Here is a 15953-nt window from a genome sequence, read left to right on the forward strand (position 1 = left end):
AAACTTTTTTCAGAAACTTAAGCAATACAGGGCAATAGCAACTCGCTATGATAAAACTGCTCGTAATTTTTTGGGAGCCATTCATCTCGCCGCTTCTGTCATCTGGCTTAACTGACGACATGCCCTAATCACTAATCAATTCAATAAAGAATCTCTATACGCACAGGCCCAGTGCCAGACCTGACCAATCCAATTATTCTGGCAGCTGCAACAAATTTTTTTTCACCTTTGGTAATGGGTAATTGGGAATTGGATTACTATTAGCCATTACCCATTAGCCATTACCAAAGGTGAAATTAATATAAAACCTCTAGACGCACAGCAGCAGTGCCGGATCTTTCAAGTCCAATAACTCGGGCTGCGCCCCTGGAAAGGTCAATGAGCCGACTCCTGCTGTGGGGTCCACGGTCATTAATTCGCACAATCACGGAGCGACCATTTCTCATGTTAGTCACCCGCACCCTAGTCCCAAACCGCAAGGTACGATGAGCAGCAGTCAGGGCGTATTGATTAAATCGCTCACCACTGGCAGTGCGGCGGCCATGGAAACCCGGACCATACCAAGAAGCCATACCCCTCATCTGACTTCTTACTCGCCGAGTGGTACTCCTAGCTACTTTCTGTACTCTTCGTGGTTTTGGTGCTGGCGGTAAGTCGGCAATTTCTTTGAGAGGGGAAGCGTAACCGATCAGCCGTCGCAATCGATTAGTAGCTTGTAGAGCATCTTCAGCCAGGTCTTTAGTGGTATCTGGCAGAATTGTATTCTGATCAACTTGGACTAATTCTTCCCCATTGACTTGGATGCTGTAGCTTTTGTAGGAACCATTCCAACGGACAGTGATTGACTCAGCATTGACATTGTTGCGATGAAGTTCATTGATCCGAGCAGCAACCACTTGAGCCCGCCGAATTGAGTCATTTTCTGACCCATTAGCATCCGATATCGTAGCGTTGCCTGGGGCAACAGAAGACGGAGTTGCTATCTTTTCAACCTCAGTAGCAACTCTGTCTTTGCTAGGGTCAGCATTGATTTCCTGTGAACCGAGGAAAGTCAGAACAGGAATACTACGGACATACAGTGTAGCTGCCTGACGTCCTGCCAGTTGATAAGCATAAATATTGGTAATGATTTCATCAGGTTTAGCAGTTCTCAGTTGCTCTGGAAACTCAGCAAATTGAAACTCTGGTGTTGGCTGAGCTGGTAGTTTTTCTATTGCTGCAGTTACGCTAGATGGCAATTCTTGTGCCAGTTGGGTATCAGAATTTCTGGTCACAGTCTGAGTAACTGTCTCAGCGGATGAGACAGGAGTTGATATTGTTGCACCGAGAACTGTTGTTAGCACAGAAACGGTAATGCCACCCCAAATTTTTTGATTCATAGGTCTGTAGTCTAAGATAATTGGCAGTTTTAGGCATTATGGTGCTGCAACAAACGCAGTAACATAACTTCAACTTGCCCATTAACTCCTCACAAATGGTTATTTCCTCACAAATGGTTATTAGTGATTTAACTAAAAACCTGAAACAGAATACCATGAAGTTTCTGATGGTGGAATCCCCATTTTATGAAGCGGTTACTAATAACTTGTCAAAAACGACTTTTGTAAATTCACCACAAACTAAGTTATATTAGTGGTTAGAGGTTTTATGAAGTTTTTGTGAAGTCAAGTCAATAATAGTTAATTCTTATCAATTCCATCAAGATCTGCGAAATAACTAATGAATCAGCTTCACCAAATTTCCGACCTAAAGTAAACTTTAATACAGACTAGGTGCAAGCAATTCTGGTAATGAAGGGCGCTGACCACGGCGCTGACCACGGCCTTCCTCAACACACTACTGATCTGACCCTATTTGCCCCCTAGGTCTTGATCGACGCTACGCTGTAAAATACATCCTGCATTTCTAGCTCAAAAGCATTTGTGTGTTCCCATGGATTATCGAGACGCTGGTGTTGATATTGAAGCAGGTCGAGGATTTGTTAAGCAAATCCGTAGCCTGGTAAAAAGTACCCACCGTTCGGAAGTATTAGGTGGACTGGGTGGCTTTAGTGGTTGCTTTCAGCTGCCAGTGGGATATACTGAGCCAGTGTTGGTATCTGGAACTGATGGAGTTGGTACTAAACTCAAATTGGCTCAAGACCTTAACCGCCATGACACCGTTGGCATTGATTTGGTAGCCATGTGCGTCAACGATGTCTTGACTGTTGGTGCGGAACCCCTGTTTTTCTTGGATTATTTAGCAACTGGCAAGCTCAATCAACAACAACTGACTCAGGTTGTTGCCGGTATTGCCCAAGGTTGTCGTCTGGCTGGGTGTGCTTTACTAGGAGGGGAAACCGCAGAAATGCCTGGTTTCTACGAACTCGCCGAGTATGACCTAGCAGGGTTTTGTGTAGGAATTGTGGAAAAGAGCCGTATGTTGGACGGTTCCCAAGTGCAAATTGGAGATGTGGCAATTGGTTTGGCCAGTCAGGGCGTCCACAGCAATGGTTTTAGTCTGATCCGGAAAATTGTTCAGGATTCCCCAGACAACGCTCTTTCCTGGGATATAACTCCGGAATTGTTAGCTGGTAAAAGCTTAGGGGAGGAATTGTTGACACCAACACAGATTTACGTGAAACCTGTGCTTGATGCTCGTAGGGCTGGTATCGAGATTCACGGTATGGCTCACATTACCGGCGGCGGTATCCCAGAAAACCTCCCTCGTTGCCTGGGTGCTGGACAATCCGTCCAGATTTATCCCAACAGCTGGGTGATTCCACCAATTTTTCAGTGGCTAGCTCACACAGGTCAGGTTAGTCCTCAGGCAATGTTTGATACCTATAATATGGGGATTGGTTTTGTGCTGATTGTTCCTCAACAGCAGGTTGAGGAAACCCTAACATCGTTTAATTCACAGCAGGTAAATGCATGTAAAATTGGTGAAGTAATCCCAGGGGATGGTGGTGTTGTTGGTCTACTTATCCCGTGATCGGATCAGGCTTCTGGGTGGGGAGTCTCTCAATCATTCTCTCAATCAGAAGGTCAGAAGGGTGGCTCAGTTATTGAGGGTTCTGCCTTGAGGATTGCTATTCCCAAATCTGTAGTGGAGAGCGATCGCGCTTCAAACAATGCCATCATGTCACGAGGCTTGGGATTACCCCGAGATGCTCCTGCTAGACCTCTGGCAATAACTAAACCACAATATCCCTGATTTTCACAACCCTCCTCCCACTGCTGGCGGGCAGCAGCATGGTTGGTATCGGTTTCAGAAAACTCTCCTAATAAATAAAGACTGCTGTTTTCTGTTTGGATAATGCCAAGGTCGTAGCGTGTGCCCTCAAAGGGGTCTTCCCCTGAATTAAAGCAAATCCCTTTGAGTCCACCAGCGGTCTCGATCTGCTCTATCAACACTTGTGCCTTTGGTCGGGTGGTTTGAATCAAAATAACTGGCATGCCTTCCCCGATTGCCTTTATATTCTGAGACTGATAGGATTTGACACCAGAGCGAATAGATTCTATTGCTTCCCAAGACATCATGCCCAGCTTGAGGAAAGCATCCTTTGGCACAAGGTCATCCCGTAAGGGTATGGTCATCGACTCTGAATCGAAATCATCTTCCTCGGACTCAATTGCCATCTCTAACAACTCATCCGCCAGGTCAGGATGGGTGTTAACTTTAACGTTAACAGTAGATTTTGGTTCTAGGGGTACCGGGATGCGGTAGCGCTTACTAATCTTGGGTAAGTTTTCGTCATCTAATTCCTCATGGTAATGGTGAACAAATCGCTGAATCGCTTCTAGGGCAACATAAATTGCGATCGCTTCTTCTTCATAAATATAAGGTCGCATTCCTTCCAAGGGATGGACTGTACCAAAGCCAGGTACAATCTCAGATACTGGCAAATCAGCTAAATCTATATCATCCTCTTCATCCTCATCTTCGGTATCATCACCAAACCGCCCAAAAGTTAAAAACAAACAATCTTGCCCTAAGAAAGCTTGTTCCATCTTTTCCCACGAGTCATCTGCCAGCACTGATGATCGGAACCGTTTCAGGGAATCCCAGGAGCGATATAGTAGTACCCCGTATTCCATACCCAGCATACCCATTACTGAGACGTATAGGGTTTCCACATCCCAGCGATTTAATTCAATCGAGATAATCTGATGATCAGCCACTACTTCCCAAGCAGCTTCATGCCAAATTTCATAGGCTTTTTCTATAAGTAGGTCGGCATACTTAGGTGGTAGCTGGGGTTGTCGAGTAGCCGCCATTTCCTCAAATCCCCGAAACAGTTCGTCAATCAAGGGTAAATTGGGTACATAATCAATGCCAATGTCTAACCCTTGAAGGACACCTCGCAAAAAGAACTGAATTTCTCGGTTACGAACAACAATCTTTGAGGGTCGTGCTGGTCTGGCGGGGCTTTGGGGATGTTCCATGGCTTGCATAAGGGCACGAACAATCGCTTCTGGTCCCATGGTTGGTGATACTAAATCCATTGCCCTGACAATGCCTTCCGAGCCATCCACCCAAAGAATGCAATCATTATGACCCTCACCATCCGGCTGTTGATGATTGTTACCAATAACTGACAGGGGACGGCGGTCTCCCTCCCACACACTGGAAGTCTGTTGTAATTTATTGAGCCGACGACGAGTATTGCGATTCAAAGCAGACATAGAATAGTTTGGGTTGATTGCCTAAGTACCGACCGTGAATAGCCAGTTGCTGGTGGATACTCCTATCTTACCGGGGCAAAGGTTGCACAAGCCCCCCTGATCCAAAGTTGCGTTTCACCGATTAAATATTATGGATATCGGACACCACCACACACCACCAGAAACTACCAGATCGAGAGTCATGGTGCTAGGTTATGAATACAACTTTCGAGCAACACGTTCAGGAAACCCCTATGGTTAGTTGATTCGAGCTAATCATGTTTCTCTTAACCAACAGGCAGCAATCACCTTTTTTGACACTTCTGCCTAACTCCCCTTGACCCTTGCTAGGCTGTTTAATTCTTAATTTAGACTGAGGAGCTTACAGGAACAATAGCCCTAAGGCAACTCCACAGAGGTCGGTTTAGCAATGTGTGGCAATCCCCACCCCAACTTTTCTCGCAAAACCCTGAAAAACTCCGGTGCTTGCAAACGGATAAATCGAGCGGAGTAAGGCGATCGCTTAACTTTTATTTTATCTTCTGGTATTACGTAGCAACCACCATTGCCATCAACTACCATCACCATCGAATTGGGAGTAGCGGGAAAAATGGTTAATTGCTCTGTGTCGGCAAAGACTAATGCCCGAGATGCCAAAGAATGGGGACAGATGGGCAAAAGTTGCAACACCGGCACCTCAGGAGTTAATACTGGTCCCCCAGCACTTAGAGAATAGGCAGTAGAGCCAGTGGGTGTTGATACTATTATACCATCAGCGGCAATATCCACTGGTGCGTGATGTCCTATTTGTACCTCAAAATGGCACATACTCGTCAACGGTTCCCGGTGCAATACCATTTCATTTAAACAAAGTGCCTCCCACCAAATCCTCTCATCTCGCAGGATCTGCACAGAAAGCATCGACCGTTCTTCTATAACATACTCTTCTGCCATGACCTGTTCCAAGACAGAAGGCAACTGATTGACATAGGTCTCTGTTAAGAAACCCATGTGACCTGTATTCACCGTTAGCAAAGGGATCCCTTGGGGAGCCACTTGGCGAAAAGCGGCTAGTACTGTACCATCTCCCCCTAATACAATTGCGAAAGCCATCTGGTCATCAAAACCAGGGGGGGCTAGTTTGTCCATTGGTGTATGACACACTGGTGATTGAGGACTCGAATAACCCAGAATTCCCCCAACCCCTGTCGCCATACACACTTCCCAACCCGCAGTCCTCAATTGGTTGTGCAACTCTTCAGCAACGCTACAAGCCATTGGTTTAAGGTCGTTGTAGATAATGCCTGCTTTTGGTATACTCACCAGTCCCCGTCTTGAACTACTTGGATTAAATTATCACCGAACATCATGGACAATTGTCATTTAATCAGGTACCGTCTTGATGCAGTCGCGCTATGGGGACCGGCTGTGTGCTCAGGCTGGCATCCGCACCTTGGAAGCCCGGTAGAGAAGCACTTTTGCTGCACTGGCTCCCCAAAACCTCGCGCTTACCGATTTTCCAGGAAATATCTAGGATTTAGATTTGAAGGGAGTCCTCTTCTTAGACTTCTTTTTAGCTTTCTCGTAATCGATTTCTTTGAGCTTATTCATAATCCGGTTAAAGTACTCTTGCAGATATTCTTCCAAAGTTGTGGTTTCCTTCGGGTCTAGGCCAAAGACCTCGTATACCTTATCCATCGGTGCATCCAGAGGTTTCCCGCTCACTAGCACCTCAGTAAAGGCAAGCCGATCTGCCACATTCCAGCCCCACTGAAAAAATCTCACGAATCGGCGCACACCCCGCAAAAAATTTATTGGGAGTCGGGCTATTTTAGCATCTTTACCGGACAACCGCTCACACAGATTAATGATTTCGTAGGTACTAAAGGCTCTGGTTCCCACAACCGGGAATGTCTGATTTACTGTTTCTGGAACTTCCAGAGCACGAATGCCAAACTTAGCAATATCCTGGGTGTTCATATAGGCGATGGGAGAGGTTTCTCCTGTAATCCAAACCGCCTGTCCATCCAAAATCGGGATGGCATACTGACCAATTAAGCCTTGCATAAAGCCACTTGGTTTCAAGATTGTGTGTGGCAATCCTGATTCTGCCAGAAATAGTTCTGTACAGTGCTTTATTTCCATCAGTGGGACATGAGGAAAATTCTCACTTCCCAGAATTGAGAAAAAGACATATCTTTCAACACCAGCAGCGACAGAAGCTTGAATTAGGGCAACTTTACCTTCCCAGTCTACCTGTCTGATGGTCAGAGAATCTGTTGGTCTCGATGTTGCCGCATCAATGACAGCTGTGATCCCTTCCAGAGCTTTTGGCAGGGTTTCTGGAACACAAAGGTCCCCTTGTACTAGTTCGGCTCCCCATTCTTTAAGGAAAGAGGCTTTTCGTGGACTGCGTACAATACAGCGTACCTGATGATCCTCGTCCAGTGCACGACGAACCACCTGTCTTCCTAAGGTGCCAGTTGCACCGACGACCAACAAGTTCATTATAGTAATTTTAGTAAGGAATCTTAAACTTTCTATAAGATTCTATCAGAAATTTTGTCGATCTCTCATTTTTCTGGTATTCAATAGGCAACGCCATCGGGTTAGGGGTGTGGGAGAATGGGTTTAGGCTAAGACAGCATAAGTGATTGGTTGGGAAGAAAACTGTGAAAGAATTCTTTACCAAACCCCACAGCCGTTACCCCATAACCCATTCACTAGAAACTATTCTGACACTCCCTGGATTTTGAGTAATAAGAAGCCTAAGCCCAAACCCACCAGAATCAGGGTGAAGGACAAAAATGCTGCATTGAAAATTTCTGTACCCATTGTTTTATGATCTCCTATGTACTTTTGTTACAAGGTATCATGACTAGGGTGCCAGAATATAGCAATCCTATGGAAATCCTGAGCAAGACTATTTCAGCAAAGGGGTTAGGGTACGGGAGTCTTCAGGAATGATGTCAGACTTTTGACACTCCCCGCCCTTGAAGGACGTGGATTCTTAGTTCTACGACACGCCTTAAAATTAGCTATCCTGAAAGGCAATATTTAAGCCAAGTATCCGTTCCAAACAACCAAATGCTGAGCCTAATTTAACTAACCCCAGTGGGCTTGTCTCCCTAAGCGTTTAACTACGTTCCCGTGTGCCCCACGGTACGCTAATTATTGAAAGTTGACTTTACTGGTTTGTCGGTATCCGCAACGGATCCATGCGTTTTTTCGAGGTTTTTCGCGCCTCGTGTACTAGCATCTTGCGTGGAACGGGCATCCTGCCCGTAATTGTCGTTGGGAAGCTTGGCAGTACCGACGAATCCTGCCTGTGCTAGGCTACACTGTCATTATACATCATCTCTGGAAAAGTCGCCCGCTTATGGGCACCTCAAGTAGCGTGGCCAAAGGCCAGGCTTGAGACCCACTTTTTTTGGTCAACAAACCATCAGAAAATGTCTTTGACAGGAAAACTTAACTCACCACCAAGGCGTCCTCGGTTAGCGGTGACCTTGGGAGATCCGGCAGGCATTGGACCAGAAGTTGTCCTCAAGGCATTGGCAGATTCCCAAGTCACTAGCAATTGTGAGATAACGGTGATTGGCAGTCGGTACCTCTTGAATGGGGCTTACACCCAGCTACGTCAGCAGGGGATTGAAGATGTAGCTACTTTAGCTTCCCCAGAGACATTATCAATAATTGACATTGAGTTGGATTATGGACAACGGCCTCAAATCACCCCAGGTGTTGGTAATGCGGCTAGTGGTGCTCTTAGTTTTGTGTATCTCGAAAATGCGATCGCACTCACCCAACGTGGTCAGTTTGATGGTATTGTGACCGCACCCATTGCCAAGTCTCTCTGGAAAGCGGCAGGACATGATTATCCTGGTCAAACTGAAGTGCTAGCCCAGTATTCTGGTGTCAAACAATTTGGGATGCTGTTCGTAGCGCGATCGCCCCATAGTGGTTGGGTACTACGTACACTTTTAGCTACCACACATATTCCCTTAAGTCAAGTACCAAACACCTTAACGCCACTATTGATGGCGAGTAAACTAGACTTACTGATAGCCTGCTTGGGTAGGGATTTTGGCATCAAGAAACCTCGAATCGCGATTTCTGGGTTAAATCCTCATAGTGGTGAGCAGGGTCAGCTAGGTTGTGAAGAACAAGATTGGTTGATTCCCTGGCTAGAGCAAGAGCGCCAGCAACGCCCGACTATCCAATTAGATGGACCAGTACCTCCTGACACTCTTTGGGTAAAACCTGGTCAGGCTTGGTACGGCAACCATCAGCAGTACGCTCATGATGCTTATGATGCTTATTTGGCACTTTATCATGACCAGGGCTTAATTCCTGTCAAACTTATGGCATTTGACCGAGCGATCAATACTACCATCGGTTTACCGTTTGTGCGCACTTCTCCTGATCATGGCACAGCGTTTGATATTGCTGGTCTTGGCATTGCTAACGCTACTAGCATGAAGGCTGCAATTAGCCTGGCTACTGAACTGGTGAACCAGAGGTTGAGTAACCGTTTAGCTATCAGTGGTTAGAACTTGCCTTGTACTCAACCTTTACTCTCTAAGTGGAACTGCCAACTGGACTTTTTGAGTATTGCGAGTAGTTGAGGATTGAGGAAACACATTAAGTTCTTCCTGCTGGATGACATCCCCAAAAACTATGTCTACATTGTCCCTTGAGCCAACCTTGAACTTAGGCTGTAAATTGTTACCTAAGCCTTCCGTTTCCTCTAGCTCTAGTGATGTTGGGAAAAAGGTGCCATAATCGTCTGAGACCGTGCGACCATTAACTTGGCGGAGGGTGTCACCAGACAGGGTTACTGAACCGCTTGGCTCACTAGACTGCGCTCCTGACTGAGCATAAGCAAGAGGTACCAATCCCACAGCTATCCAGCCGATTCCTACTATAACTAGTGTTTTACGGATCATCAGCTTTCTCCTGGTTTTTTTATTTACCTTATTTTATTTATTTATTTTTATTTTAGTAGTCTTGACATTAATCTGGCATCCGAATACATCCTTATAAAAAAAATAAGCGGTAGTAATTTTAACTATAACTTTGTACAAGCATAACTTAAGCTATCAGCTATCAGCTATCAGCTTTTCAATAAAAGAGGTAAGCTTTGGCCTTGGCCTATGGTCACGCTACGCGGATGATAGCTGAATGCTTACCTTAAGGTTTTAACCCACGCTATCAGTCAAGGCACTACTTGAAAAGCTACCCTTGCCAGCTATAACCTCGACTAGCCTGTTTAGGCTGACTGCTAAAAGCTCACCGTCAACAATATCACTTACTTTATGACCATCATTCGTGTACCAAAGTCCTGGGAACTGCCAGAGCAACAAGTCACCTCAGAAACGGCTTATTTTAACCGACGTCGCTTTCTCAAAAATTTAGTTGGTGCCAGCCTAGGCACTGGAATGCTATCAATTCTTGGTTGTCAAGGTTCCTCTGCCTCAGACAAAGCTCTTTGGGAAACCCTAAATCAACCCAAGTTCAAATCCTTAGCAACCAATCCAGCTTTTGCCAGTGTTGACAGACCGATCACTGATGAGGAGCTCGCTGGACAGTACAACAATTTTTATGAATTTGGCGGCAGTAAATCGATCTGGCAAGCAGCGCAAAATTTACCAACCAAAGACTGGAAGGTAGAGGTAACCGGATTAGTCAAAAATCCCCAAACCTATGACCTAGATGATCTCCAAACTAAATTTCCGATCGAAGAGCGGATCTATCGCTTCCGCTGTGTAGAGGCGTGGTCAATGGTGCTACCCTGGATCGGATTTCCGATGAAAGCGCTGATCAAAGCAGTAGAACCTACTTCAGAGGCTAAATTTGTGCGATTTACCTCCTATTATGACCGCAAAATTACTATTGGTCCAGGCATACACCTTGGTTCCTTACCTTGGCCTTATACGGAAGGTTTACGTGTTGAGGAAATGGCTAACGAACTAGCATTTTTTGCTATTGGCATTTACGGTCATCTATTACCCAAGCAGCATGGTGCTCCTATTCGCATGGTAGTGCCCTGGAAATATGGTTTTAAAGGAGCAAAATCTATAGTCAAAGTCGAGTTTTTAGCTAACCAGCCAGCTACTTACTGGAATACTATTAATTCCTATGAATATGACTTTGAGGCAAATGTTAACCCCAATAAGCCTCACCCCAGATGGTCACAAGCGACAGAAAGATTCATCAGTAGCGGTCCCAACTTATCCTGGGAAAAACGACCCACCCTACCTTACAACGGTTATGGGGAATATGTAGGTGGATTATATAGTTGAAGGTTATTTGGTTGTTAGCCTTTTGGGTTAGGTGTAGGGTAGGTTGAACGCGATCGCGTGGCCGTTCGCGCAGCGTGGCCTACGGCCTTAAGGCCAAGGTTGAAAGTTGAAAGTTGAAAGCGATCGCGTGGCCAAAGGCCAAGGTTGAACGCGATCGCGTGGCCAAAGGCCAAGGTTGTTCACCCTTGGCCTTCCCTTCGGGTAGGTTTTTTGGTTACTGTCGGCCTTTACGCTTTCGTCACCTGAATCACCTGTAAACTACCACCTGCGTGCAAAGAGCGATCGCATACCTTAAACCCCACTTGCTCAAGCCCCTTGACCAAGTCAGTCTCTAGTAATTGCCAAGCTGTCTCGGTCTCAAACAACCACATAAATACCGCTAACCCTGGCCAAAACAAAACATTAGTTGGCTTGTGCAAATCCACCAGGGTAAACACTCCTCCTGGTTTAAGCACCCGGTGAACCTCCTGAATAATCTGCTGCAACACCTCAGGGGTCATTTCATGGAGTGCTGCACTGGTGTGAACTAGATCAAATTGAGCATCTGGAAAGGGCATCTGTTCAGCCAAACCCTCTACATAGTTGGCTTGGGGAACATTCCGTTGTGCTCGCTCTAGGGATAGTGGAGAAATATCTAAGCCTGTGACATGCTCAGACAATTCCACCAAGAACTGGGTGGCCTGACCACTGCCGCAACAGAGATCTAGCACTTTGGTTCCTGAATGAATTGTTAAGCCCTGTAACGGTAGCTGGCGGAATCGTCTCTCTCCACCTACGCTCAAAGCCGCGATCCGGGAAATACTATCATACAGCCATTGGTACTGATAACTCCAAGCTCTAAGAACTGTTGCCACTACTCACTCCTTAGTAAAGATCTGTGTTTCTTGTTGCAAATTTAAGTTAAAAAATATATTGTTAAAATGAGTAACAAATATGAAAGTTATGGGAAGCTGTGTTAACTATGGGTCGTGTTGGGGTATTATTGCTTAATCTAGGTGGGCCAGATCAGTTAAAGGATGTTCGTCCCTTTCTATTCAACCTGTTTTCTGACCCGGAAATTATTCGCCTGCCTTTTCCGTGGCTGCAAAAACCCCTGGCTTGGCTAATCTCCACTAAGCGTGCTAAGATCTCCCAGGAGAACTACAAGCAAATTGGTGGTGGTTCCCCTCTACGGAAGATTACAGACGCCCAGGCTCAAGCCCTCCAGGAACATTTGCAAACAAAAGGGCAAGAGGTCAGTGTATATGTAGGAATGCGTTACTGGCATCCTTTCACTGAAGAAGCGATCGCAACCATCAAAGCCGATGGGATCGAACGCTTAGTTATTCTACCGCTTTATCCCCAATTTTCCATCAGCACCAGTGGTTCTAGCTTCCGTCTGCTAGAAAATCTGTGGAAAGAAGACCCAGACCTGAGCAAGGTTGAACACACAGTCATTCCCTCCTGGTACCAGCAGCCACAATACCTCCAAGCCATGGCTGACTTAATTACTCAGGAACTCGATAAGTTTTCTAATCCCGATCAAGTTCATATCTTTTTCAGTGCTCACGGTGTACCCATCAGCTATGTCACAGAAGCTGGAGACCCCTACCAGCGAGAAATTGAGGATTGCACTGCCTTAATTATGAAAACCCTCAACCGCCCCAATCCCCATACTCTGGCCTATCAAAGTCGGGTTGGTCCGGTAGAATGGCTCCAACCTTACACCGAGGATGCGTTGCAAGAACTCGGAGCTAAGAATACTCAAGATTTGCTGGTAGTCCCGATTAGTTTTGTCTCGGAACATATCGAAACCCTCCAAGAAATCGACATTGAGTATCGAGAAATAGCAGAAGAATCAGGGATTAAGCACTTTGAGCGGGTACCAGCCCTCAATACCCATCCCCTATTTATTGAGTCTTTGACAAATTTGGTAGTTGACGCTCTCGAATCACCCAGCCGTGAACTCTCCGAGGTCATTCGTCCGCCAAAGACAGTCAAAATTTACCCTCCCGAGCGGTGGGAGTGGGGCATGACTACAGCAGCAGAAGTTTGGAATGGTCGTCTGGCTATGATTGGGTTTATTGCTTTACTGTTGGAGTTAATTAGTGGTACTGGACCGCTACATTTTGCTGGGTTGTTGTAAATTTCTTCAGGTTACAAGGGAAATGGACACGTCCAGATCTACCAGATCTAATTGGGAGGGGGGCAAGTAATCGTCCCCCTCGACTGCTCTCAAAAGTAAACCACTATTTACCCAATCTACCAACCCGTCTACCAACCCATTGTTCCTGGTCCTCCCTTGAAAGGTCCAACAATATCCTTAGTGATCCAGCCACCATAAAATTCACCAGGCTGGGGAGTGACTAACTCATCATCTACATAGCAGGCATCCATCAGACGAGCATAAAAGCAACAATATCCCTTAATCGGGACAAAATCAGGAGTTGGATCGAAGAAACACCAAACGGCATTATTTGCCTCTTTTTCACCTACTGAAACCTTGTAATAGCAAGCCCAGCCTTTCCACTCGCAAAAAGTTTTACGAGGTGTTTCGAGCAGATGTTCAAGCTTGATGTCTTCTCGGGGGATGTAATAACTGGGAGGATGACTAGTTTCTAACACCCTCTTCGCTTGCCTGGTTTCAGCCAGAATTGTACCATTAAAAATCACCTTGATGTGCTTGCTAGTGTCTTCCCATCGGGCGGGACGGGGGTAATCCCAAACGGATTCTTGACCAGGCTGTGGAGGGATAGGGGTTGGTCTCATGACTTATCCTTGGCTTTCCTACGTAGTTTTCCAACTTAGCGTTCCTACTTAAAGTTATCCTATAAATTATTTAGACAACTTCATGGTGATCTTTTCCAGAGAAGCTGTAGGGAACATAATTCCCGACTTTTTGGTAGGGGGGATCAACGTTTTAAACATCCTGTCCCAAAATCCTTGAATTCCATAGTTTCCTTTGAAACAAGTGTGATGAAGATCGTGAAAATCTGACGGAATGAAAAATATTGACAAGGAACTATGACCTTCTAGGTTGTAAGCATTACCTAGAAGAGTCCAGGCCAATAGTTGAGTGATATCATATCCAAATATAAAGATAGGTAAAATGTCTGTAATGGTAACTATAATATATTCAATGATACTCTTATGACCAGCGACAAAACTTGAGGTATCAATAAACTCATGATGTTTAAGATGTATTTTTTGAAAGAACCTTCTGTGGAATAACCAGTGGGAGACATAAAAACAGAAATCAGCAGCAACTATTCTCATTAAGAACCATCCCAGATTTAGAAGCAAGCCATTGCCTCGATGCATCTCTGGTGCCAGATAGAGGATAACTAGTGCTGCGATGAAACTCTTGATTTCTCCAAGAATAATTCCTTTTGCAGTAAAGGCAGGGAATGGCTGTTTTTTTACTTTCTTAATCCTGGCTTTTAGTTTTTCTCTCAACTGCTCGTTCTTTTTAATCACCTTTTCGACGAAAATACCAATGGCATAAAATGAAACAGAACCGACAAGCCAGTAAAGCACTACCTGGTTGATAACGTTGAGTTTGATATCGTTCAAGACCCAGTAAAAAAATTGCTGAAAAATTGCACAAGTAATGGCAAATTTAATAAAAAATTCTATTTCCAAACATAAATTAAAAGTTGTTTTCATATCTCTACTATGATGTTTTTAGCTATTTACCTATTGTTAATGAGGTTCGTGAATGGTTAGTTATTGAATTAGTGTTTTTTAACAATTATCAGTTTTGTTTTTTGCTTAAAGCTAAATTGATTAGTTTTTGGATTCAAATACTGTAATAATTTTTCTTTAAATAAGGAAAGTACATCAACATAATTATTAAGGATACATTGTTTTAAATAAGCTTCTAGCAAATCTCGATCTTCACAATCAATTTCATGGTTATAATCAAAATCGATCACATCGTACTGCAATTCGAGTAACTCTAAGTTTTCTTGGATATCTTCTGCTGTTATAAATCTTCTATAGTTATTCGGCTGTTCGTATTTTTTTAGATAAAAATTATATAATTGATTGTACCAAGAATCTGAACTTGCTTTACACATCAAAAAAATACCACTCGGTTTGATCAATGTCTTAATATGCTTTAGGATATCTTGAATTTTATTAATGTCTACAGTATAAAAGGAATGAATTGCCCAAATACTATCGTAGTAGTTACTTTTTGGAATTGCTGTTTCAATAGTTTCTGTATAAGATAAGAACCCTTGATTTGCCTGAAAGTGTTTTAATTTATTCAACACTGAACTACATTGATTCAGACAATAGTCTGAAACATCTAGCAAATCAGATGATAGCTTGAGTTCACTATCAATTTTTTTATCTAATAAATCTGGTAAAACTCCTGTTCCACAACCTATATCTAAAAGTTTGATCGTATCACTTCCAAATGAATCAATTATTTGTAAAAATCGATGATTATTAACAAGATATTCGTAATCTATCCAAGTAATTTTGAACCAAGAGTCTAGATCTAGATTACTTTTTTGATAGTAGTTTTAAAAAGGCTTGAGATTGTTACTGTTTTGTTTAATGGCTGTTTCAGATGTAGGATATATTTTATTTTGGCTACTAACTAACTTAAGGCTGTACGGTGGAGCGGCACACTGTCCCGTTAAAATTTTACCACTTTAAGCGGATACCCTTTCTTTTTCAAGAAAAAATAAAATTATGGAGTGTGGAATCATTATTTCTCCCCCCTCTATTTTTTGCGCACAAGTGCCAAAGTAGTCTAAGAGCAGTCGCAATTGTAAGGGGGAAAAGTATGCTGTGTTGGCACCAACTATAAAATCCAGCAACTGTTTACCAACTTGAGACTCTTTGATAAAACACTCTTTAATGTTTACTGGAAACTCCATCGTTTCTTGACGAAATAAAATATTGCTTTCAATGAGTAATTTTTCTAGATCCTCGGCAAACCATTTAGGTTTTATGTAAAGTCGCTGATTGATGTAGTAATAAGGTTTATTTAGTAACTTTTTTTTGGGGA

At 44.0% G+C, this 15953-nt stretch carries 17 protein-coding genes; 5 read left to right on the plus strand and 12 right to left on the minus strand.

The genetic code is table 11. The features are described 5' to 3' along the window. A partial coding sequence (locus F6J94_RS16595) for a transposase (protein WP_293042269.1) occupies positions 1 to 115 on the plus strand: 115 nt, incomplete at its 5' end. A gap of 181 nt (positions 116 to 296) precedes the next feature. Here the strand turns inward: F6J94_RS16595 and F6J94_RS16600 are convergent. Continuing rightward, positions 297 to 1379: a septal ring lytic transglycosylase RlpA family protein gene (locus F6J94_RS16600; protein ID WP_293024654.1), complete on the minus strand. Its 1083-nt coding sequence runs from the start codon at positions 1377 to 1379 to the stop codon at positions 297 to 299. A gap of 553 nt (positions 1380 to 1932) precedes the next feature. Between F6J94_RS16600 and purM the strand changes: the two genes are divergently transcribed. Further along, positions 1933 to 2973, plus strand: coding sequence for a phosphoribosylformylglycinamidine cyclo-ligase (gene purM / locus F6J94_RS16605; protein WP_293042234.1), 1041 nt, complete (start codon positions 1933 to 1935; stop codon positions 2971 to 2973). A 53-nt stretch (positions 2974 to 3026) separates the two neighbouring features. On the opposite strand, the gene F6J94_RS16610 is transcribed toward purM, so the two are convergent. The 4 genes from F6J94_RS16610 to F6J94_RS16625 form a co-directional block, all read right to left on the minus strand. Further along, entirely contained in the window at positions 3027 to 4667 is a 1641-nt protein-coding gene (locus F6J94_RS16610; protein WP_293042238.1) for a hypothetical protein, read from the minus strand. Between the two features lie 378 nt (positions 4668 to 5045). Further along, positions 5046 to 5963: an NAD(+) kinase gene (locus tag F6J94_RS16615; RefSeq protein WP_293042272.1), complete on the minus strand. Its 918-nt coding sequence runs from the start codon at positions 5961 to 5963 to the stop codon at positions 5046 to 5048. Positions 5964 to 6176: 213 nt separating this feature from the next. Further along, a complete protein-coding gene (locus tag F6J94_RS16620) occupies positions 6177 to 7154 on the minus strand; it encodes an SDR family oxidoreductase (protein ID WP_293042242.1) in 978 nt (325 codons plus the stop codon). Between the two features lie 222 nt (positions 7155 to 7376). Further along, a complete protein-coding gene (locus F6J94_RS16625) occupies positions 7377 to 7481 on the minus strand; it encodes a PetM family cytochrome b6-f complex subunit 7 (protein ID WP_063747919.1) in 105 nt (34 codons plus the stop codon). A gap of 617 nt (positions 7482 to 8098) precedes the next feature. Here F6J94_RS16625 and pdxA point away from each other — a divergent pair. Beyond that, a complete protein-coding gene (gene pdxA, locus F6J94_RS16630) occupies positions 8099 to 9199 on the plus strand; it encodes a 4-hydroxythreonine-4-phosphate dehydrogenase PdxA (RefSeq protein ID WP_293042245.1) in 1101 nt (366 codons plus the stop codon). A 21-nt stretch (positions 9200 to 9220) separates the two neighbouring features. Here the strand turns inward: pdxA and F6J94_RS16635 are convergent, their stop codons facing one another. Then, entirely contained in the window at positions 9221 to 9595 is a 375-nt protein-coding gene (locus F6J94_RS16635) for a hypothetical protein (RefSeq protein WP_075904491.1), read from the minus strand. 369 nt (positions 9596 to 9964) lie between these two features. Between F6J94_RS16635 and msrP the strand changes: the two genes are divergently transcribed. After that, the gene (gene msrP / locus F6J94_RS16640) at positions 9965 to 10951 is read left to right on the plus strand and encodes a protein-methionine-sulfoxide reductase catalytic subunit MsrP (protein WP_293042248.1); all 987 of its coding nucleotides are present in this window, start codon (positions 9965 to 9967) and stop codon (positions 10949 to 10951) included. Between the two features lie 14 nt (positions 10952 to 10965). Here the strand turns inward: msrP and F6J94_RS16645 are convergent, their stop codons facing one another. Further along, positions 10966 to 11124: a hypothetical protein gene (locus F6J94_RS16645; RefSeq protein ID WP_293042251.1), complete on the minus strand. Its 159-nt coding sequence runs from the start codon at positions 11122 to 11124 to the stop codon at positions 10966 to 10968. Between the two features lie 54 nt (positions 11125 to 11178). Next, positions 11179 to 11805, minus strand: a complete 627-nt coding sequence (locus tag F6J94_RS16650; RefSeq protein WP_293042254.1) for a methyltransferase domain-containing protein — start codon at positions 11803 to 11805, stop codon at positions 11179 to 11181. A gap of 107 nt (positions 11806 to 11912) precedes the next feature. Here F6J94_RS16650 and hemH point away from each other — a divergent pair, with 107 nt between their 5' ends. Further along, entirely contained in the window at positions 11913 to 13076 is a 1164-nt protein-coding gene (gene hemH / locus F6J94_RS16655) for a ferrochelatase (RefSeq protein WP_293042257.1), read from the plus strand. A 128-nt stretch (positions 13077 to 13204) separates the two neighbouring features. Here the strand turns inward: hemH and F6J94_RS16660 are convergent, their stop codons facing one another. The 4 genes from F6J94_RS16660 to F6J94_RS16675 all read right to left on the minus strand — a co-directional run. Continuing rightward, positions 13205 to 13699, minus strand: coding sequence for a DUF427 domain-containing protein (locus F6J94_RS16660; protein WP_293042260.1), 495 nt, complete (start codon positions 13697 to 13699; stop codon positions 13205 to 13207). Between the two features lie 66 nt (positions 13700 to 13765). Further along, complete coding sequence (locus tag F6J94_RS16665) at positions 13766 to 14596, minus strand: sterol desaturase family protein (RefSeq protein WP_293042263.1); 831 nt, start codon at positions 14594 to 14596, stop codon at positions 13766 to 13768. 68 nt (positions 14597 to 14664) lie between these two features. Next, positions 14665 to 15417, minus strand: coding sequence for a methyltransferase (locus F6J94_RS16670; protein WP_367142227.1), 753 nt, complete (start codon positions 15415 to 15417; stop codon positions 14665 to 14667). A gap of 177 nt (positions 15418 to 15594) precedes the next feature. Beyond that, on the minus strand, positions 15595 to 15953 hold a 359-nt coding region (locus F6J94_RS16675; RefSeq protein WP_293042266.1), incomplete at its 5' end, for a hypothetical protein.

Source organism: Moorena sp. SIO1F2 (assembly GCF_010672755.1).
In the GTDB taxonomy this organism is placed as follows: domain Bacteria; phylum Cyanobacteriota; class Cyanobacteriia; order Cyanobacteriales; family Coleofasciculaceae; genus Moorena.

Coding starts and splice junctions, on each gene's coding strand:
- F6J94_RS16600 (WP_293024654.1), bottom strand. CDS start 1,379: ATGAATCAAAAAATTTGGGGTGGCATTACCGTTTCTGTGCTAACAACA.
- purM (WP_293042234.1), top strand. CDS start 1,933: ATGGATTATCGAGACGCTGGTGTTGATATTGAAGCAGGTCGAGGATTT.
- F6J94_RS16610 (WP_293042238.1), bottom strand. CDS start 4,667: ATGTCTGCTTTGAATCGCAATACTCGTCGTCGGCTCAATAAATTACAA.
- F6J94_RS16620 (WP_293042242.1), bottom strand. CDS start 7,154: ATGAACTTGTTGGTCGTCGGTGCAACTGGCACCTTAGGAAGACAGGTG.
- F6J94_RS16625 (WP_063747919.1), bottom strand. CDS start 7,481: ATGGGTACAGAAATTTTCAATGCAGCATTTTTGTCCTTCACCCTGATT.
- pdxA (WP_293042245.1), top strand. CDS start 8,099: ATGTCTTTGACAGGAAAACTTAACTCACCACCAAGGCGTCCTCGGTTA.
- F6J94_RS16635 (WP_075904491.1), bottom strand. CDS start 9,595: ATGATCCGTAAAACACTAGTTATAGTAGGAATCGGCTGGATAGCTGTG.
- msrP (WP_293042248.1), top strand. CDS start 9,965: ATGACCATCATTCGTGTACCAAAGTCCTGGGAACTGCCAGAGCAACAA.
- hemH (WP_293042257.1), top strand. CDS start 11,913: ATGGGTCGTGTTGGGGTATTATTGCTTAATCTAGGTGGGCCAGATCAG.
- F6J94_RS16660 (WP_293042260.1), bottom strand. CDS start 13,699: ATGAGACCAACCCCTATCCCTCCACAGCCTGGTCAAGAATCCGTTTGG.
- F6J94_RS16665 (WP_293042263.1), bottom strand. CDS start 14,596: ATGAAAACAACTTTTAATTTATGTTTGGAAATAGAATTTTTTATTAAA.